General features: G+C 28.9%; 17 protein-coding genes. All 17 read left to right on the top strand.

The genetic code is table 11. From position 1 onward, the window contains the following. The first annotated feature begins 5 nt into the window (after positions 1-5). On the top strand, positions 6-1,322 hold the full coding sequence (locus QMG30_RS13025; RefSeq protein WP_281816015.1) for an ABC transporter substrate-binding protein: 1,317 nt from the start codon (positions 6-8) through the stop codon (positions 1,320-1,322). Between the two features lie 208 nt (positions 1,323-1,530). Then, on the top strand, positions 1,531-1,857 hold the full coding sequence (locus QMG30_RS13020; protein WP_281816013.1) for a LysO family transporter: 327 nt from the start codon (positions 1,531-1,533) through the stop codon (positions 1,855-1,857). After that, entirely contained in the window at positions 1,847-2,443 is a 597-nt protein-coding gene (locus QMG30_RS13015) for a LysO family transporter (RefSeq protein WP_281816012.1), read from the top strand. The genes QMG30_RS13020 and QMG30_RS13015 overlap by 11 nt, the downstream gene beginning before the upstream one ends. Positions 2,444-2,487: 44 nt before the next feature. After that, complete coding sequence (locus tag QMG30_RS13010) at positions 2,488-4,008, top strand: response regulator transcription factor (protein ID WP_281816010.1); 1,521 nt, start codon at positions 2,488-2,490, stop codon at positions 4,006-4,008. 5 nt (positions 4,009-4,013) lie between these two features. Beyond that, positions 4,014-5,741, top strand: coding sequence for a sensor histidine kinase (locus tag QMG30_RS13005; RefSeq protein ID WP_281816009.1), 1,728 nt, complete (start codon positions 4,014-4,016; stop codon positions 5,739-5,741). Positions 5,742-5,918: 177 nt separating this feature from the next. Further along, positions 5,919-7,145 (top strand): ABC transporter substrate-binding protein, encoded by a 1,227-nt coding sequence (locus QMG30_RS13000; protein WP_281816007.1) that lies wholly within the window; start codon positions 5,919-5,921, stop codon positions 7,143-7,145. Between the two features lie 31 nt (positions 7,146-7,176). Further along, the gene (locus tag QMG30_RS12995; RefSeq protein WP_281816005.1) at positions 7,177-10,221 is read left to right on the top strand and encodes a glycoside hydrolase family 2 TIM barrel-domain containing protein; all 3,045 of its coding nucleotides are present in this window, start codon (positions 7,177-7,179) and stop codon (positions 10,219-10,221) included. Positions 10,222-10,477: 256 nt separating this feature from the next. Next, positions 10,478-11,836 (top strand): MATE family efflux transporter, encoded by a 1,359-nt coding sequence (locus tag QMG30_RS12990; protein WP_281816003.1) that lies wholly within the window; start codon positions 10,478-10,480, stop codon positions 11,834-11,836. Positions 11,837-12,026: 190 nt separating this feature from the next. Beyond that, positions 12,027-12,923 (top strand): SPL family radical SAM protein, encoded by an 897-nt coding sequence (locus tag QMG30_RS12985; protein WP_281816001.1) that lies wholly within the window; start codon positions 12,027-12,029, stop codon positions 12,921-12,923. Between the two features lie 57 nt (positions 12,924-12,980). Further along, positions 12,981-13,874: a sugar phosphate isomerase/epimerase gene (locus QMG30_RS12980; RefSeq protein ID WP_281816000.1), complete on the top strand. Its 894-nt coding sequence runs from the start codon at positions 12,981-12,983 to the stop codon at positions 13,872-13,874. Positions 13,875-13,970: 96 nt separating this feature from the next. Beyond that, positions 13,971-14,495 carry a signal peptidase II gene (locus QMG30_RS12975; protein ID WP_281815999.1) on the top strand — a complete coding sequence of 175 codons (525 nt, stop codon included), beginning with the start codon at positions 13,971-13,973 and terminating at the stop codon, positions 14,493-14,495. A gap of 61 nt (positions 14,496-14,556) precedes the next feature. Then, positions 14,557-15,072, top strand: a complete 516-nt coding sequence (locus tag QMG30_RS12970) for a signal peptidase II (RefSeq protein ID WP_281815998.1) — start codon at positions 14,557-14,559, stop codon at positions 15,070-15,072. Positions 15,073-15,090: 18 nt separating this feature from the next. Further along, the gene (locus QMG30_RS12965) at positions 15,091-15,342 is read left to right on the top strand and encodes a TfoX/Sxy family DNA transformation protein (protein WP_281815997.1); all 252 of its coding nucleotides are present in this window, start codon (positions 15,091-15,093) and stop codon (positions 15,340-15,342) included. A gap of 133 nt (positions 15,343-15,475) precedes the next feature. Next, positions 15,476-18,115, top strand: coding sequence for an alanine--tRNA ligase (gene alaS / locus QMG30_RS12960; protein ID WP_281815996.1), 2,640 nt, complete (start codon positions 15,476-15,478; stop codon positions 18,113-18,115). 364 nt (positions 18,116-18,479) lie between these two features. Continuing rightward, complete coding sequence (locus tag QMG30_RS12955) at positions 18,480-19,790, top strand: CapA family protein (RefSeq protein WP_281815994.1); 1,311 nt, start codon at positions 18,480-18,482, stop codon at positions 19,788-19,790. A 177-nt stretch (positions 19,791-19,967) separates the two neighbouring features. Next, positions 19,968-20,141: a 30S ribosomal protein S21 gene (rpsU, locus tag QMG30_RS12950; RefSeq protein WP_113675675.1), complete on the top strand. Its 174-nt coding sequence runs from the start codon at positions 19,968-19,970 to the stop codon at positions 20,139-20,141. 27 nt (positions 20,142-20,168) lie between these two features. Next, positions 20,169-20,612 (top strand): GatB/YqeY domain-containing protein, encoded by a 444-nt coding sequence (locus QMG30_RS12945; RefSeq protein ID WP_281815991.1) that lies wholly within the window; start codon positions 20,169-20,171, stop codon positions 20,610-20,612. Positions 20,613-20,652: the final 40 nt, after the last annotated feature.

Raw genomic sequence — 20,652 nt, 5'->3', positions numbered from 1 at the left:
TTACAATGAAAACTTTAACAAAAAGTTCTATGATGGTAAAATTAATTTGCTTATGTTTAGTAATGGTTTTAGTGATTTTGCCAACTGGGTGTAGTAAAAAAGATGAAAGCGAAAAAGCAGATAAAAATCTTAGTGAGGAGGATGGTACACTAGAAGGTACAGTTACAGTGTGGAGTTGGGATGTTGCCGCAAAGGCACTAGAAGAAGCAGCTGTAAAATTCAACAAGACATATCCTGATGTAGAGATAGAAATATTGGATTTAGGTAATTCACAGGTTTATGAAAAACTAACTACAGCTCTTTTATCAGGTGAAGGATTACCTGAAGTAGTTACTCTTGAAGGAGAAAGGATACCTTCTTTTGTAAATAAATTTCCAAAAGATTTTGTTGAACTAAGTGAAATAGTGGAAGAAGACAAATTCCTTCCCATAAAGATGTCCGAATGTAAAATTAATGGTAAAATATATGCATTTCCATGGGATGGAGCTCCATGCGGTCTCTATTATAGAGAAGATTTTTTTAATGAAGCAGGTGTAAAAGCAGAGGATATCGTAACTTGGGATGATTTTATTGAAGCAGGAAAGAAAATGAATGAAATAGGAGTAAAAATGATTCCTGTAGCAATTTCTAAGAATGACACTTTATTTAGAATGATATTAAATGAAATGGGTAGTTTCTACTTTGACGAAGATGGTAATACTACGTTGAATAATGAAGCTGCAATAAAAGCAATGTCAATAGTAAAAAAGATGTACGAAGCAGATGTATTATTTGATAATGTCAATTGGGATGGTCTAGTAACAGCATCAAAAGAAGGTAAAGTAGCTACAGTAGCTAATGCTGTATGGTGGGCAGGAACATTAAAAGATGAATGTACAGACAGTTCAGGTAAATGGCGTATCATGAAATTACCTGTTGTGGATGAGAATTCAGTTCAAGCAGCTGTCAACGGAGGTTCTAATATAGTGATACCTGCTAAATCAGAGAACAAAAAAGCTGCAATGGAATTCGTGAAATTTGCAATGACAGACCATGATTCACAAATTAATGCATTTTCCAAATACGGATTATATCCTTCTTATGAACCTATATACTCTGATAGTGTTTTTGAGAATGAGGAAGAATATTTCGGTAATCAGCAAATATGGAAATTGTTTGTTGAGATTGGAAAAGATATACCAAGTCTTAATTTTACACAAAATTTTGCTGAAACCAATGATTATGTTAAAGATGTTCAAGCGAAAATAACCTTAAAAGATGCAGATGTAAAACAATCAATGGACAAATTACAAAAAACAATGAAAGAAATGTATGGTAAGTAGATAGATTTAGATGGGTGATGTTTATAAATGCTAAATATAAACATCACTCATACATTAGGTTGGCTTGTTTTAGAAAATAATGTCTGATATACTGTAATTATTAAATAGTACAGCCATTTTATTACAATGAATGAGATGGTTATTATATTTTATCTTATATTATGGAGAAATTACATATATAGAATTTTTATACTAATGGAGGAAGATAATGATACAGAAGATGTTATTGTATTTATTTCTATTGATAGCTGGGGTTTTAATAGGTAATACTAAATTTATCAAAGATAAATTAATAAATAAAATTGAATTTATGCAATTGATATGTCTTTTTTTATTGCTATTTATAATGGGATTGCGAATTGGGATGGATGATTATATAATAGATTCTTTCTTAGAATTAGGAATCAAAGGTATTATAATATCATTAGTGATTATTAGTTTCAGTATTTTATTTACATTCATTGGGAAATGTATATTTTTTAGTAAAGCCAAATATCCGGACATAAGAGAAAGGAGACATTCTAATGAGCATTAAAATCCTTTTAGTAATTATAGTAGGTATTTTATCCGGTTATTATATCATACCAGATACGATGACATTAAATACTGACTTATGGCTAGATATAGGCTTGTGCTTATTGCTTTTTTTTGTTGGTATTGATATAAGTAAGAATAAGAATGTTATTAATGATATTAAGAAAATGGGTTTTAGAATATTATTGTTTCCCCTATTAATAGGTGTAGGCAGTATATTAGGAGGAATCGTAGGAGGATATATCATAGGCTTGAATTTCAATGAAGGGGGAGCTGTAGGAGCTGGTTTCGGATGGTATAGCTTATCTGCGATTATCTTAAGCGAACACTCTGCAAAATTAAGTGCATTAGCTTTCATTTCTAATGTAACTAGAGAAATATTAGCCTTCATATTAATCCCATTCATCTCTAAATACATAGGTTTAACTGAAACGATATCCATAGCAGGCGCTACTTCAATGGATACAGCTCTGCCAATTATTTCAAAAAATACTAATGCAATTATAACTATCATTGCTTTTGTATCTGGTATCATTTTATCTATTCTGGTACCATTTTGTGTTTCTATTATTATTTCATTAAGTTAGTAGTCAATTGATATTACTAAAATTTTTACAAGGAGCAGGTATTAGTGAAAAAATGGAAAGTTATGCTGATTGATGATGAAATTATGGTTATTGAAGATTTAATGGATATAATTGATTGGGAAGCCAACGGTTTTACAATTGTAGCAAAAACTACGAGTAGTAGAGAGGGTCTTTCATTATACAAGAAATATGAACCTGACATTATCTTCATTGACATCAATATGCCAGTAATCAATGGATTAGAATTGACTAAAAAAATAACGAAACTATCTAATAACAAAAATATTCAGATATTCATTCTAACAGCATATAGTGATTTTAATTATGCAAAAGAAGCAATAGGGTTAGGTGTATGTGATTATTTATTGAAACATGAAATCAGTCATGATAGTCTGTTGGATAATTTGAAAAAGGCAGCAAATAACTTAGAAAAAAATGATGTCATCAATAGTGTCATAAGTAAAGATGTCATATCTTGTTTAATTAAAGGGAAACAACTTTCATCAGAACTAGAGAATTATTATAGAGTGTTAGTCAAATACAAGGTATCATTATTATTATTTGATATTAAAGATGATATGGAAATCGAAGATAATAATATACTGGATCAAATAAGTAAAGATGATAGAAATAGTCTGAAGATAAAACAGTCGTTAATCATTACTGATAGAAATAGGAAAATAATATGTATAATACGCAAAAAAGTCAATAGTAACAGTAAAATCCAAGAATGCCTATATTTGATAGCACTTAAAATAGGGAGATATATTAATAAAAATAAATATACGTATTCTATGGTATTGTTTAGAAAGAGTTGTCAATTAGGTGAATTAAAAGATAATGCTAGATATGTTAAAGATTGTATGGAATATCTATTTTATCTAGCCGAAAATAAAATAATATGGGATTTTGAAGTCCCAAAAAAAGAATTGATTTGTAAAGAAAGATTAGAAGGCATATCACAGAAATTAGTACAGGTTTTGGAGAGTAAAGTTATTGATGATGTGGACATCTTCTTTTCCAATCTACATCATGATCTTATAAGATATTATGGAAGTAATAACATGTTCCATATTATAGAAACATTAACGAAGACAATAGAAAAATATGCTGTAGACCATAATATTGATCCAGATAAATACATTAATAATTACAATGAAAAAGAAACAATGTTCATAAAAATCAATGATGTCACTGAGTATTATAAAAAAACATACAAAAGAATTATTAAAGATGTGCTAGAACAGAAACTTTACTCAAAAAAAGTATATGAAGCTATTTTATATATCCATGATAACTATAAAAAACCTTTAACAGTAGATAAAGTAGCAAAATATTTAGATATAAGTGGTGTTTATCTTAGCTTATTATTAAAAAAAGAGCTCAACAAAACATTTACAACTATATTAACCGAATATAGGATAACTATGGCATTGAAAATGATGGATGAAGGGAATTACAAGATCTATGAGATTTCTGAAGCTGTAGGATACAAAACCAGTCAATATTTCAGTAAAGTATTTAAAAAAATAGTAGGAACCAGTCCTTTAGAATATAAGAAGTGATTATTATGAAAAAATTAACATTAAGCTATAGAATTATTAAGATGACAACAATGGTAATAACAATTTCTATGGTTTGTTTGGGTGTAATTGTATATATATACTCTAAAAATACGATAGAGAAGCAGATTATAAAAGATTATAACACCAATATAAATCAAAAAGTAAAACAGATAGAATTTATAATGGAAGATTTATATTTAATATCTCAAGAAATAAGTGTCAGCAATGAAGTACAAGATTTTCTCATCTCCCACGAAAAAGTATCTGAGATTGATAAGACCATGAGCTATATGAAAAATTATAGCTATTTAAGAGAATATATTGATAGTTTTGTTTTAATAGATACCAACGGTAATTGTTTTTGGAACATATTTCCCTATAGTAGCTATTTTGAGTATAAGCTAAAAGAAGATTGGTACTCATATGATAGAAAATTGTATGGAAGATTTTCGAGAAAGCATGTAGTCTTTACAGACGGGAATGTAAAAACGGATGTTATTAGTTTTATAACAGATATAAATAATATAAATAGAAGTGATAATAAAATAGGCGAATTGATAATTAATATCAAAGTTGATTTTTTAGAGAATCTATTTCAAGAAAACAATAGTGAAGATGGACAACTGCTAATAAATCCATTTAATGAATTGATATACAAAGATTACAAAAAATTCGACTCAGCTAAGGTTAATGACTATATCAAGGACATAGAATTCCAAAATGGCGGAATGTATAGAAAATCAGACAATATGGTCTTCTATAAGAAATTAAACAATGGTTTTAAATATATAATAATAACTAATAGTAAAATATTTCATGATATCAGATTGCTCTTAATGTTTTTTGTGCTATTGACAATAATCATCAGCATAATAATTATGATGATTTTCTTAGGAAAGATCATTTCAGATATGACTAGACCAATCACTAACCTTGCATCAGCTATGGAAAGATTATCAGAAGAAAATCTGAAAATAAGAGTTGAAACCAATAGTTACGGAGAAATACAAATACTAGAAGAAGGTTTTAACAATATGGCTGTTAAGTTAGAGGAATATGTCAAGAAAATAATTGAATACGAGAAGAAAAAAAGAGATATGGAATTGGAATTGCTTATGTCACAGATAAATCCACATTTTATTTATAATACGTTAAATTCCATCGTTTACATGGCAAGAAAAGGTAAAAATAAAAATATAGAAAATATGACTAAGGCTTTCATAAATATATTACAAGATTCAATCAAAGTTACTATGTCACCAGAGGCTATGTTTGAACAAGTAGAAAATGAAATTGATACGATAAAAAGTTATGTGGAAATTCAAAAGGTCAGGTATAGAGACAAATTCCATATTGAATTTTTTATTGACGAGGAGATTAAGAAAATATATATACCTAAGATAATATTACAACCTCTTATTGAAAATGCGATCTATCATGGTATTTCACCATTATCTCGTGAAGGTAATATAATAGTGGATATCCATAAAGATGGTGAATATGTGTTTATAAGTGTTGAAGATGACGGGATGGGTATAGAGAAAGAAAAAGTTGATAATATGTTCATATTTGAAGATAGAAAGTACAGTAATTCATTGAAATCTATAGGATTATACAATATAAAAGAACGTCTGGACTATATATATAAACAGGATTACATGATTAGTATAAAATCTGATATAGATAAAGGTTGTAGAGTAGTTATTGAATTACCTTTGGTAAACAAAAATTAATTTGTAGTATAGAATATTATACAAAATTAGTGGATTGTATAGTTTATTAAATTTGTTATATCAAATAAAATATTAATATCCGAGGATAAAGATATGCACAAAACAAATAAAAAATTAATATTAATTACATTGCTATTTTTTATTGTATTTTCAATTTTCGTAATAGGTGAGTTTCTCTTGTTAAGATATCAAAGTAATAAAGACCCATTGATTAAAGATAGTAAAATAAAGGATTCAATTCTTATATGGGGATGGGATGAATCTCTTAATAAGAGTTTTTCAGAATACTCTAAGAAAAACAATGTCAGCATAAAATATGAGTTGATTGATAGTAATGATTATTTGAGAATATTGCAGAGTTCGTTAGCAGTAAATAAAAAGATACCTGATATTGTTTTTATGGAACGTGACCAGATCAGTGATTTAATAGATTTAGGTCTATGTGAAGATCTAGGGAAAAAACCGTTTAATATATTAAGTGAAGATTTTTTGCATTATAACATCGACAATTATAAAGATAAAGATAACAATATAATTGGAATACCCTATGATATTGCAATTTCTGCACTAGCTTATAGATCTGATCTCACAGAAAAATATTTTAATGTAAAAGATAGGAAACTGGTAGAAGACAAGTTATATTCTTGGGATATATTATTTGAAAATGCTCTTGAAGTAAAAAACAGAAGCAAAGAGGACATTAAATTATTCCCAAGCATCAGAGATTATGCTGTAATGGTTATCAATCAATATGATAAGAAGCTAATTGAAAATGATAAGTTGAATTGTAAGGAATACGTTGAAGATATTTTTGGAGATTGCATTTTCCTTAGGGATAATGAATTGGTATATCCAATATGTCAATGGAGTCCAGAATGGTATTACTACATAGATTATGGAAACAGTATATTTCTACCTTGTCCACCGTGGTTTTTACATTATGTTATTGAAAATATGGAAAATAAAAATATCCACTATAATATTATGATGCCACCTGAAGGAGGTTTCATATGGGGCGGAACTGCATGGGGAATATCAAAACAAAGTAACCATAAGGAAGAAGCTTTTAAATTATTGAAATGGTTACTTCTATCGGAAGAAGGAGCTTACCATAATATAAATGATTATAGGTTGTTAACCCACTATGCTCATTCATATAATGAGGATAAGTTTATTTATTCTAAGAAACTGATATTTGAAAATCAAGCAATGGGCGAAATCTATATGAGGGAAATATATAATAACATGAAAGTTAGACCCATCAGTGAATATGAAACAAAGTTCAACTGTGCTTTTGATTATACTCTTGAATGCATATTGAAACATGAAGCCAACAATAGTAAAGAGGCAATGGAAATATTTATTAGCAAGATAAAGAATTTGATTCCAGAATTAATAGATTAGCATTGAATATTGGGAAGGAGAATAGGTAATCATGAAAGATTATGAAAATCTAGATATATTAAGTATAAATAGACAAGAGCCTAGAGCAACAATATTTTCATACGAAGATAGAGAAAGAGCGCTAACTTATGAGAGAGGAACATCAAAATTTTTTAGTTTATTGAATGGAGTATGGGATTTTAAATATTTATTATATCCTAATGAAATCAATGAAGATATATTCAATAATGATGAAGAGTGGGATAAAATAGAAGTTCCAGGGCATTGGCAACTTCAAGGTTATGGAAATCCTCATTATACAGATTTAATTTATCCATTTCCAATAGATCCCCCGAATGTTCCATCTAAGAATCCTACTGGAATCTATAGGAGAAATTTTTATATAAATAAGGATTGGTTGGATAGACAGATAATTATTCATTTTGCAGGTGTGGATAGTGCTTTTCATTTATATATAAATGGTAAGATGGTAGGTTACAGTCAAGGAAGTAGGATGCCTTCAGAATTTGACATAACAACATATATAAATCAAGGAACTAATCAAATAACAGTTGTGGTTTATAAATTTTCAGATGGAAGCTATTTAGAAGACCAAGATATGTGGTGGTTAAGCGGGATATTCAGAGATGTTTATTTAGTGGCTAAACCTATGATACATATTGATGATGTTGAAGTTATTACAGATTTAGATGATGAATATAAAGATGCTGATTTGAAAGTAAATATTAAGTTGAATAATAATACTCATAAGGTAGAGAAAAGGTCAATAACTTTGCAATTGTTAGATGAATATGAATCAAATGAGATAGAATCTAAAACAGTTGAAGATATATTAATTAATCCTAATGCTAGTATTAGAAATAATATAGAATTATCTATATCCAATCCCAAGAAATGGACAGCAGAAAGTCCTAATTTATATAATCTTTTGATTATGTTACATGGTGCTAATGATATCCAAGAATTTGTACCATTAAAAGTAGGTTTCAGAAAAGTAGAGGTAGTTGATGGTAACTTCTTAGTTAACGGTAGGGTGGTCATGCTACGAGGTGTCAATAGACATGAACATCACGAGTTAATGGGAAGGGCTTTACCATATGATTATATGGTAAAAGATATCATGATGATGAAACAACATAATATTAATGCAGTTAGAACATCTCATTATCCTAATGACCCAAGGTTTTATGATCTTTGTGATAAGTTCGGTTTATATGTAATGGATGAAGCAGATCTGGAATGTCATGGGTTTGAAACAATAGGAGATATCAGTATGATAAGTAAAGATCCAAAATGGAAAGAAGCTTATCTAGATAGAATTAGAAGGATGGTAGAGAGAGATAAAAATCATCCTAGTATTATTTTTTGGTCCCTTGGTAATGAATCTGGTTTTGGTGATAATTTTAGAGCTATGGCAGAATGGTGTAAGAAAAGGGATAAAACAAGACTTATTCATTATGAAGAGGATTTTGAATCAGAAGTAGTAGATGTGGATTCCACTATGTATAGCTCAGTTGAGAAAATGATTGAATATGTTAATAAAAAAACTGATAAGCCACGTATTCTATGTGAATATGCCCATGCTATGGGTAATGGACCTGGTGGATTAAAGGAATATCAAGATATATTCTATAAGTACAAAAATCTACAGGGTGGTTTTGTGTGGGAATGGATTGATCATGGACTTTTGACAGAAAATAGTGAGGGTGAAAAGTTCCATGCATATGGGGGAGATTTTGGTGATATACCTAACAACTCCAACTTTTGCTGTGATGGTTTGATAAGACCAGATAGGACAATAGGAAGCGGGTTACTTGAATATAAGAAAGTAATTCAACCAATACATTTTGAGTTGAATGAAGATAAGAGTATAGTAACCATAACTAATTTATATGATTTTATTGATACTTCTCATCTGGAATTTTTTATTACATGTAGGCAGAAAGGAAATGTAATATTCAGTTATACATTAGAAGATATTATTATACCATCCAAAGAGAGTAAAAATGTAGAACTACAACTAGATGAATTCATTAAAGATCATACAGAATATTTAACTATTGAATGTAATCTGAAAAATAATACATCATGGGGAGATAAAGGTCATATTGTTGCTTGTGAAACATGGAAAATAAATAATGATACAACAAATAATCTATTGACTAACATATCGACACCTATTAATTATGAAGAAACCAATAATAATATTATTATCAAGGGAACCAACTTCAATATGTCATTCTGTAAAAACAGATTGATCATAGAACATTTAACATATGAGGGAAAAGAATTAATTAACTTAGGAGGACAATTCAACCTTTGGAGAAGTATAATTGACAATGATATGTATATAGTTAAAAAATGGAAAGAGGAATATGTACATCTAGTTCAGAATAGAATTGATGATGTTACTGTAATTGAAAAAAATAACAATATTGAAATAAATGTTAAAAGCTATCTTGCTCCACCTAATAGAAATTGGGGATTTACATTGAATTATCGATATCTAATTTCTGCAGATGGTAAAATAAAGATTAAGATAAATGGTATACCAAAAGGTAAAGTACCTGAATCATTACCTAAATTAGGTATGGAATATCGACTTCCTTTGTGTATGAAAAATTTTCAATGGGAAGGACGGGGAAAACACGAGTCATATAGAGATAAGAAACTGGCTGCTAGCTTAGGCACATATGAATCTGATATAGATGAATGTGTAATGCCTTATGTTTATCCTCAAGATTATGGTAATCATACAGATACACAATGGGTTAATATATATGATGAAAGAGGTATGGGATTTCTTGTTAAAATGGAAGATAATAAGTTCGATTTTTCAATGAAGCCTTATTCAAAAGAAGAAATTGATAAATGCAATCATAGGAATGAATTGAAAAAGGGTGATTATATATACTTAGATATTGATTATGAACAAAATGGACTTGGAAGCAATAGTTGTGGTCCAAAACCAGCAGAACAATATACATTAAAGCCACATGAATTCAACTTTGAAGTAGTAATATATCCGTTTTCTAGGAATAGTTATTCTCCTTTTACAGCTATGCGATATTTATAAAATGTGAAGAAATCGTCCGATAGGGCGATTTTTTTAGTCAGTAGTATATATGTTGATAATTATAAACTAATATTTATGAAATATTTCAATGTGTATTGATAAAAATATCTATTTATATAGTAATTGTTATCAGAATTTGTTACAATATATAAATATAATGGAAATCAGTTATGAGCTAGGAGGCTTCAAAATGGTCTATGCGCCTGTAAATTCCCTTCTTTTTTAATACGAAAAAAGAAGGGAGACAAAAAGAAAATTGAATAAGAATTTAATAAATAAAGACACTTTTTTAATAAATGAGATTAACAAGATGGCAATACCCCTTGTATTTAATTCAGTAGTAGGAATGCTGATAGGGCTTATAGATACAGCAATGATAGGAAGAATATCTTTAGATGCTTTTGGAGCTGTTGGATTAATTAGTACAACCATTAACAGTATCACCGGAGTTCTTGGAGCTATAGCAGTAGCATTCAATATAGCAGGAGCTAAAAGTGAAGGTAAAGGTAACACAAAGGATTTAGTCGATAACTTCATATCAGGTATCTCAATTAGTTTGTTTATTGGTACGTTATTTTGGCTCATTTTATTTGCATTTGGAGATGGAATACTTAAGGTAGTATATGGATTACAAGGTAGTTTATTAAAAGAATCGCTTTCATATATGAATCTGTTCAGTATGACAACCTGCTTGAACATGATGTTATTTATGTTTTCATCATTGTTTAAGATATTGAATACCACCAAGTATCTGTTTATAGGTAACATTACAGCGACTATCACTAATGTAATTCTTAATTATATTCTTATTTTTGGAAAACTCTCCTTTAAGCCAATGGGAGTTAAAGGAGCAGGAATAGCATCAGTTATATCGCTTTCATTGAATTTGATTATATATGTTTTTATTCTATATAAGAAGAAATTAATTGTAATTGATTACTTATTACCCATTATTAAAATATTGAAATTGGGATTGAGATTAATTAGAAAATCTTTGGCATTAATGGGGCAGGAGATATTAGAATCTACGCTATTGGTAGTATGTATCAATGCAATATTATCTCGTATAGGAGTACTTGAACTATCTGCATATACTTTATTGGAGAGTGTTGTTACTATTGTATTAATGCCCATGTATTCCTATGCATCAACAACATTGACATTAGTCAGCAAGAATTACGGAGAAAAACAATACGAAAAAATGTCTATAATACCTAGACAATCGTTAAAATTAGCATTGATTATTTCAATAGGATTAATCATATTATTAATCATTTTCAAGTCATATATAGTTTTATTACTAACTAATGATTATAATTTAATAAACTATAGCATTAATTATTACATTATTGCTTTAGTTGCCTGTTTATTTAGCATACCTAATAATATATATAAATATGGTTTACAAGGTATTGGAGATGAAAGATGGGTTCTATTTAATTCTATAGTTATAAATCTTATAGGTATCGCGCTTGTCTTTTTATTTAGCTTAGTATTTAAAATGGGTTTGTATGGACTATATTTAGGTATAACAATTGATTTTATCTTATTAAGCATATGTGATTACCTAAGGTTTTCAAATAAAGTTACTAATAAAAAAACAGAGACGATATAAATTACTTGTTATTTTAATGTTTAATATGACATATAGTTGTCATATTAAACATTTTATAATAGTAGTATAGGTTTTGAATTTCTAGTATAAAGATAGAAGAAACATCTATATTTTTATCTTATAAAGCCTTTTGATGAACTTACCCGTATAGAAAGTTAAAAGGGGAAATATGTTTAGAAGGAAAAATAGAATGGAATATATTAAGGCAAAGACAATAATAACTAAAAACAAGAAACCTGATTATTGGTTTGGTCATGATTACAATATGAACATATATAAAGGTTGCAATCATGGATGTATCTATTGTGATTCTAGAAGCGAATGTTATCATATTGAGAATTTCAGCCAAGTTAGGGCTAAGGAAAATGCACTGGAAATTATAAGAAATCAATTAAGAAGTAAAGTAAATAAAGGTGTTGTGGGTTCTGGTGCAATGAGTGATCCTTATAATCCATATGAAAAAGAGCTACACCTTACAAGGAATGCATTGGAATTAATTAATGCATATGGTTTTGGAATAGGAATAGCTACAAAAAGTGCTTTAATAACTAGGGATATGGACATTATTCAAGATATAAATAAACATTCACCAGTATGTTTGAAGTTGACGATAACTACTGCTGATGATAATCTGAGCAGAATTATTGAACCAAATGTAAATGTTTCTTCTAAGCGATTTGAAGCATTAGCAGCTTTATCAGATAAAGGAATATATGCTGGAATACTTTTGATGCCTGTACTACCTTTTATAAATGATACAGAAGATAATATAATTTCTATAATCAAGATGGCACATGAAGCAGGCGCCAAATTCATATATCCTTATTTTGGTGTGACTCTTAGACAAAATCAACGTTGTTATTTTTATGATAAGTTAGACAAGCATTTTCCAGGAATAAAAGAAAAGTATATTAAACAATTTGGTAATAGCTATAAATGTAATAGCTCAAGATATAGAAAGTTATGGTCTATATTTAAAGAGAATTGTGATAGATATAATATGTTATACAATATGAAGGATATCATTAGTAGCTACAGATCCAGTGTCAAGCAAGTACAACTGAGTATATTTGATTATTTAACATAGAGTATTAATATTAATTTATTATTATATGTGAACAAAAGAAGGGGGAAATAAGGTATTATGAAAAGATTTTTAATTGGTCATTTTGGGGTATACGATGTTAATAAGCAACAAAGAGATTTTAGAGAAGATTTTTATGGGGTAGAAGCTTGTATGCTTAATGATAACAAAGAAATAGACAGATTAATAGAAGCATCTCGATCAGATGATTTCAATATATGTGTTCATTTTCCTCTTAGAAGTAATAAGTGGAGATTGAGGGATCCACAATACATGTCAAATGATATAGCTAACAAAAACAGTTCATATGATTATATAGATAATGAGTTGACTTTTATGTTTGGAAAATTCAAGCCACATTATGTATTGTTTCATTATCCAAAACCTGTAATATTAGATAGTCAGATAAATTGGAGTAATTGGCGATTTGCAGATGAAACAGAGTATGCCTATGATGATAAATATACATATGACGATTTTGCAAAACATAGTGAACAATTTTTTCAGTACATATCTAAGAAAGCAGCAGAGTTTGACTTCATACCCGTTTTGGAATTTGATGCATTGAATAAATATGTTTGTGATAATGACGCATTGATATCCCTATTAAAAAAATATCCAAATGTTAAGGTGTGTTTAGATATAGCTAGATTACATTTACAACATAGCATAGATAGTAATTTCAATCCATATGAAATATTAGATAAATATGCTGAATTTACTGAAGTTGTACATGTTTCTAATGGAAGGTTATCGGATAATTTCAGTAATAATCATTATCCTGCTTTGCCAGAATTGAAGTCTGTTGACGGCTGGGCTGATGTAGAAAAGTATTTTAGAATAATCAATTCACATAATAATTCGTATAAAGTACTATTTGAACATAGATCAGAAAAGATAACTGACGAGCAATTAGAAAATTGTTATGAATGGATAAATGAATTGATTAAGTAATATTTGTTTGCATTAAATAAATAACTTTTAACTACATATAATAACTTAATATAGACTTGTAAGTATGACTGAAATTCTTTTATAGGAGTCTTTATTATGAAGAAATATGTTAATAGAAATTTATTATTAATTATAATATATGTTATGATTGACCAATTGATTAAAATATATATTGATAGTTATAACTTGAACTATCATGATTTGACTGATGTAATAGCATTTAGACCTGTACTTAATGATAGATATTCATATGTTAATAATGTTTTTAACTGCAATATGGGTATTGAACTTCATATAATATTGATTACACTAGCCTTAATAGTAATTATTATATTTTATAAATATATTTTAGCAGAGAACAATAAATCAAAAGAATTAATAGTAGGGTTTAATTTATTGATAGCAGGATGTATATGTTCTTTGATAGATAAGTTTTTTTGGTCTGGAAGTTTGGATTATATATGGTTGAAAGGATTCTTCATATTCGATTTGAAGGACGTATATATATCCATATCAGAAGTAATAATTATTACATGGGTTATAATTAATTATAAGTTGGTTATCCATTTTAGAACTAGAGATTTAATAAGATTTATTAAAGAATCTATCATAAAGCAATAATCAAAGATCATAATATTTTTGATATCAGACTAATTAATTTACAAGGGATAAGGTGAGTTGCATGAAAAAAAGAACAATATCCTTTTGGATAATAACACTAATAGCTATGGATCAAATTATTAAACTTATAATAAAACAATATTACTTCCAAAAAGATATTAATATCCTAGGGGGACTGGTATATTTTAGACCAGTGATAAATACAAGTTATTCCTGGTTTAATTCGTTGTTTGATTTAGGAGTAGGATATTATTCTCATATAATATTCAATATATTGACTATCATATTAATGTTGGTCGCTATAAATTATATATATTATTATAATAACAATTCAACATTGACTGATATCATTACAATATTATTTATCTCTGGAGCAATATGTTCATTGATTGATAAAATATTTTACGGTGGAAGCTTGGATTTTATTTATCTAAGGTCATTGTTTACTTTTGATATAAAGGATTGTTATGTTAGTGGAGGATTAGTAATTTCATTTTATACTATCTATAAATATAGAGATCAAATAGATAATTTTAAAATAAAAAATATTATTGTTCATTATAAAAAAAGATTATGAAATAAGGAGTTTACTGAAATGAAATTATCAGAATTACCTAATATAGGCAAAACGCTTGAAAAGGAATTAAATGATATTGGAATACAAACAGCTGAAGATTTAAAAGAAACAGGTAGTATAGAAGCAATAATCAGGTTAAATGTACATGGTGATACATGTTGCAATAAATTGTATGCACTAGAAGGAGCCATTAGAGAGGTTAGGTGGCATCATTTGCCTAAAGATGTGAGATTACAGTTGAAATCTGAATACGATAAACTAAAAAAGTAATGGCATTATCTACATTTTATAAAGGCTAGTATTGACAAAAGTAAGGCATTTAATTATAATTTTAAAAAGAGAATTGTATACCTCGTAATAGCGGGGATTTTTTTTTAATAGCTGAATGGAGGAAAATAAAAGAATGAAAAAGTACGGTTTAAACGAACTTAGGAAAATGTATCTGGAATTTTTTGAAAGTAAGAATCATCTTATAATGAATAGTTTTCCATTAGTTCCTAGAAACGATAAAAGTGTATTATTGATAAATGCTGGTATGACACCATTAAAACCTTATTTTACTGGGCAAGAAGTACCACCTAGAAAAAGAGTGACTACATGTCAGAAATGTATTCGTACAGGTGATATAGAAAATGTAGGAAAGACTCAGAGACATGGTACTTTTTTTGAAATGCTTGGTAATTTCTCATTTGGTGATTATTTTAAAGAAGAAGCTATAGAGTGGGCATGGGAATTTGTTACTAAAGTACTTGAGTTACCAGAAGATAGATTATATGTTTCAATATATTTAGAAGATGATGAAGCAGAAAAAATATGGCATGAAAAAATTGGTCTGCCAAAAGAAAGAATTATCAGATTAGGAAAAGAAGATAACTTCTGGGAGCATGGTGTAGGTCCTTGTGGTCCATGTTCGGAGATTCATTATGATCGTGGTGAAGAATATGGTTGTGGATCACCTGATTGTAAAGTCGGTTGTGACTGCGACAGATTCATGGAATTCTGGAACCTAGTATTTACTCAATTTGAAAAAACAGAAGACGGAAAATATGTTCCACTTGAGTTCCCTAATATAGATACAGGTATGGGTCTTGAAAGACTTGCTCTTCTAATGCAAGATGTTGAATCGATTTTTGATGTTGATACTATACAAGCTTTACTTCAAAAAGTATGTGAAATGGCTGATGTCAAATATAAAGAAGACAAGAATAAAGATATTTCAATAAGATTAATTACTGACCATATTCGTTCAGTAAGTTTTATGATATCAGATGGTATATTACCTTCTAATGAAGGTAGGGGATATGTTCTTAGAAGATTGTTAAGAAGAGCTGCAAGACACGGCAAACTTTTAGGTATTGAAGATAAATTCTTAGCTAAATTATGTGAAACTGTTATAGAAGTTTCTAAAGATGCCTATCCTGAATTACAAGAAAAGAAAGATTATATTACTAAGATCATTACAGTAGAAGAAGATAGATTTAATGAAACTATAGACCAAGGTCTAGGAATATTAAAGAACTATATACAAAAACTTAAGGATGAAGGTAAAAAAGAACTTTCTGGTGAAAATGCGTTTAGACTATATGATACTTATGGTTTCCCAATAGACTTAACAATAGAGATACTAGAAGAAAGCAATCTAACTGTCGATGAAGATGGATTCAATCAAGAAATGGAAAAGCAGAAAACAAGAGCTCGTGAAGCGAGATCGGAGAGTAACTATATGGGTTCAGAAGAAACTGTATATAATAAACTTGATGCATTCTTAGAATCCAAATTTGTAGGATATAACGATTTAATATCTGTATCTCCTATTACAGCTATAACTGATGAAGAAAATGTTGTAGAACAGCTACAGAAAGGTAATAAAGGTACTATATTTGTTACAGAGACACCTTTTTACGCAACAAGTGGTGGACAGGTTGCTGACTTAGGTTATATAACAACAGACACAGGTAAATTCCAAGTAGAAGATGTAGTTAAGATAATTGGTAATAAAATTGGTCATATTGGAGTAGTTGTTGAAGGAAACATTAAGGTTAATCAAGATGCTACTCTAGTTGTAGATGAAGCTAATAGAAAAGCTACAGCTAAGAATCATAGTGCAACTCATTTATTGCAAAAGGCGTTAAGAAATGTATTAGGCAGTCATGTTGAACAGGCTGGTTCACATGTAACTCATGACAAGTTGCGTTTCGATTTTACACATTTCCAACCACTAACTGAGGAAGAAATAAGAAAAGTAGAAGATGAAGTCAACTCTAAGATCATGGAAGGTCTTAATATAGAAACTACAGAAATGTCTATAGATGAAGCAAAAAAATTAGGAGCTATGGCTCTATTTGGTGAAAAATATGGTTCCAAAGTAAGAGTAGTCAATATGGGCGATTATAGTATAGAATTATGTGGTGGTACACACCTTAGTAACTCTTCAGAAGCTGGTACATTTAAGATTATATCAGAAACAGGTGTAGCAGCAGGTGTTAGAAGAATTGAAGCATTAACATCCAATAATGCAATCAATTATTATAAGCAATTGGAATCTTTAGTAAAAGATTTTTCAAAACTATTGAAAGTTGAGCCATCAATGTTAGCTAAGAAGGCTGAACAATTACTTGAAGAAAACAAAAAGATAAATCGTGAGATAGAAAAATTGAAAGCAAAATTATCAAAAGATGCTGCTAAAGATTTATTAGATAATGTTGTTGATATAAAAGGAATAAAATTATTGACAGCAAATATTGAAGATCAAGATGTAAATGGTCTAAGAAACCTTGGAGACAGCTTAAAACAAAAGTTAGGCGAAGGTGTTATAGTATTGACGACTTCAAAAGGAAGTAAAGTTAATTTAGTTGTCATGGCTACTGATGAAGCAATAAAAAAAGGAGCACATGCAGGAAATTTGATTAGAGAAGTAGCTAAAGTTGTTGGTGGAGGCGGTGGAGGCCGTCCAAACATGGCTCAAGCAGGAGGTAAGAATCCTGATAAGATAAATGAAGCATTAGAAAAAGCAAAAGATGTATTAGAAACTCAAATAAAATAATTAGTTTTTGCTGTTAAGTAAAGCCTAGTATTGAATAATTTTATACTAGGCTTATACTACAGATTAAATTTATATTAATTTTTTATCTTTTAGGCGAGTCATTTTTAAAAACATATGAAATAGGAACGTTTTCATATGTTCTATACTTTTATTGACTTATAAATAATCTGAATACATACTAAATTTCTTCTGGATTTGTTAAATTCAAACAAACTTCATATTACATGCATATAGTTAATACAATAGAAAGATTAATTAACTTACTAAAATTTTTGGTTTAATGTTTTTTAGCATAACCAAAGGGAAATTAAGAGATACTAATACAGTTATAGTATAATATGTATAATTGAATGAAGGGATTAATATGAAAAATAGAAAACTAAGTATAATAATTTTAGTTTTTTTTATACTTATGGGTTGTAGTAGTGAATCTAACAATTCATATAGATTAAAGTATAATAATGATAAATTGAGTTTTGGTATAAACGAAAGTTTAGCTGAGTATTTGTATGATAAACCTATAGTGGAACATAAGATCAATACTGTTACACTAACTGCTGTTGGGGATATGATGTTTCATAAATGGCAACTCTATAGAGGATATGATGCCACTGCTGATAGTTTTGATTTTACAAATTCATTCAAGTATGTTAAAAAATATTTGGAAAATTCTGATTGCGTTATTGGAAATCTTGAAACGACATTAGCTGGTAGGGATAAAGGGAGATGTCTTAGACCTGAAAATGAATATAAGGGTTATCTGGGTTTCCCATGTTTTAATACTCCAGAAATATTGGCATATAATTTAAAAGAAGCAGGTTTCGACCTAATATCTACAGTTAATAACCATTCTTTAGATAGTAGAGCTGAAGGTGTTATATCCACTATAAACTATTTGGAAGAGCAAGGGTTATATCATGTGGGAACTTATAGAAACTCAGATGAAGCTAAAGAAATATTTACCATTGATATTAATAATATAGAATTTGCGTTTTTAGCTTATACTTATGGAACTAATGGTCTTACGGCACCAGACTCTATGCCTTATCTTGTTAATTCTTTAGACATGTACGATAATGATGAAATCAAAAAAATGTTGTTGGATGTTGAGAAAGCAGATGAAACAGGAGTTGATTTCGTTGTTGCCATTATGCATTTTGGCGAAGAATATTTTAATTATCCCAATGAAATACAAAAAGATATAGTGAATGATTTGTTTGATGCAGGTGCAGATATTATTATCGGCAGTCATCCGCATGTATTACAACCATTAGAGATTAGAGACATCCTGTGCAGTGATGGAACTACTAAAAAGGGTATTGTAATATATTCTTTAGGAAATTTTATTTCTTCTCAGCGATATACCAAACAATACCCCCAGCAAACAGATGTAAGTGCAATTATGAATATTAAATTTGAAAAAATAGATAATCATAATCCAGAAATAAAAAGTATATCTTTTGTACCCACATGTACTTATAGAAACAGCAAAGAAATATCTGTATTACCTGTAGATGAAGTTTTAGAGAATATGGATCATTATAACCTGGATATAAATGAATATGGCATAAATAGACTAAAATATACACAAAAGAATGCAATTAAACATATATTAGCATATACACATAATAAATATATTTATAATAACTATGAGTACGAGATTTCTTTAGAATAATAGGGCTTATGGCAAATAATGACTAACAATATATACCAGAATAACTATTAAGTTTTTAAAAAACATATTGACGTATTTCTATAATATGATATAATCTAATATAGTGCTAGATAATTAATACCCCAATAGTTGTGAGGTAAGGCACAAATTGCAACTGGAGGGAGGTAGGAGTTGGCTATGTCAAACATTGTTATTAAAGAAAATGAAACCCTAGATAGTGCACTCAGAAGATTTAAGAGAAGTTGCGCAAAAGCAGGGATTATGCAGGAAATTCGTAAGAGAGAACATTATGAAAAACCTAGCGTAAAACGCAAAAAGAAATCTGAAGCTGCTAGAAAGCGTAAATTCTAATAAAACTTATAGTTTGAGGATGATTACATGTCATTAAAAGTTCAATTATTGCAAGATATGAAATCTGCAATGAAAGAAAAAGACACTTTACGTAAAAACACTATTCAGCTAGTCCGCTCAGCCATTCTTCAGGAAGAAAAAGACAATCATGTAGAATTATCTGATGATGATATAATTAAAATTATATCTAGTCAGGTAAAGAAAAGAAAGTCTAGCCTTCCTGAATATGAAAAAAGTGGCAGAACTGATTTGGTTGATGACTTAAAAGTAGAAATTAAAATTTTGATGTCTTATTTACCCGAACAATTAACTGAAGAAGAATTGATTTCAATAGTTAAACAAACTATTGAAGAAGTTGATGCTTCATCAATGAAAGACATGGGTAAGATAATGTCTGCGATTATTCCTAAAGTACAAGGAAGAGCAGATAATAAAAAGATAAGTGAAATAATTAGAAACATCTTAAAATAAAGCTGTTGATTTATCAACAGCTTTTTTAGATTGCTTTTTT

This window comes from Vallitalea longa, from assembly GCF_027923465.1.
Taxonomy (GTDB): domain Bacteria; phylum Bacillota; class Clostridia; order Lachnospirales; family Vallitaleaceae; genus Vallitalea; species Vallitalea longa.
Note: the sequence above shows the minus strand (reverse complement) of the source record. Positions and strands in the feature narration are given on the sequence as shown.

Excerpts from the sequence above, each read along its gene's own strand:
- QMG30_RS12995 (WP_281816005.1), top strand. The coding sequence starts at position 7,177 with ATGAAAGATTATGAAAATCTAGATATATTAAGTATAAATAGACAAGAG.
- QMG30_RS13025 (WP_281816015.1), top strand. The coding sequence starts at position 6 with ATGAAAACTTTAACAAAAAGTTCTATGATGGTAAAATTAATTTGCTTA.
- alaS (WP_281815996.1), top strand. The coding sequence starts at position 15,476 with ATGAAAAAGTACGGTTTAAACGAACTTAGGAAAATGTATCTGGAATTT.
- QMG30_RS12970 (WP_281815998.1), top strand. The coding sequence starts at position 14,557 with ATGAAAAAAAGAACAATATCCTTTTGGATAATAACACTAATAGCTATG.
- QMG30_RS13020 (WP_281816013.1), top strand. The coding sequence starts at position 1,531 with ATGATACAGAAGATGTTATTGTATTTATTTCTATTGATAGCTGGGGTT.
- rpsU (WP_113675675.1), top strand. The coding sequence starts at position 19,968 with ATGTCAAACATTGTTATTAAAGAAAATGAAACCCTAGATAGTGCACTC.
- QMG30_RS12955 (WP_281815994.1), top strand. The coding sequence starts at position 18,480 with ATGAAAAATAGAAAACTAAGTATAATAATTTTAGTTTTTTTTATACTT.
- QMG30_RS13015 (WP_281816012.1), top strand. The coding sequence starts at position 1,847 with ATGAGCATTAAAATCCTTTTAGTAATTATAGTAGGTATTTTATCCGGT.
- QMG30_RS12975 (WP_281815999.1), top strand. The coding sequence starts at position 13,971 with ATGAAGAAATATGTTAATAGAAATTTATTATTAATTATAATATATGTT.
- QMG30_RS12945 (WP_281815991.1), top strand. The coding sequence starts at position 20,169 with ATGTCATTAAAAGTTCAATTATTGCAAGATATGAAATCTGCAATGAAA.
- QMG30_RS12985 (WP_281816001.1), top strand. The coding sequence starts at position 12,027 with ATGGAATATATTAAGGCAAAGACAATAATAACTAAAAACAAGAAACCT.
- QMG30_RS13005 (WP_281816009.1), top strand. The coding sequence starts at position 4,014 with ATGAAAAAATTAACATTAAGCTATAGAATTATTAAGATGACAACAATG.
- QMG30_RS12980 (WP_281816000.1), top strand. The coding sequence starts at position 12,981 with ATGAAAAGATTTTTAATTGGTCATTTTGGGGTATACGATGTTAATAAG.
- QMG30_RS12965 (WP_281815997.1), top strand. The coding sequence starts at position 15,091 with ATGAAATTATCAGAATTACCTAATATAGGCAAAACGCTTGAAAAGGAA.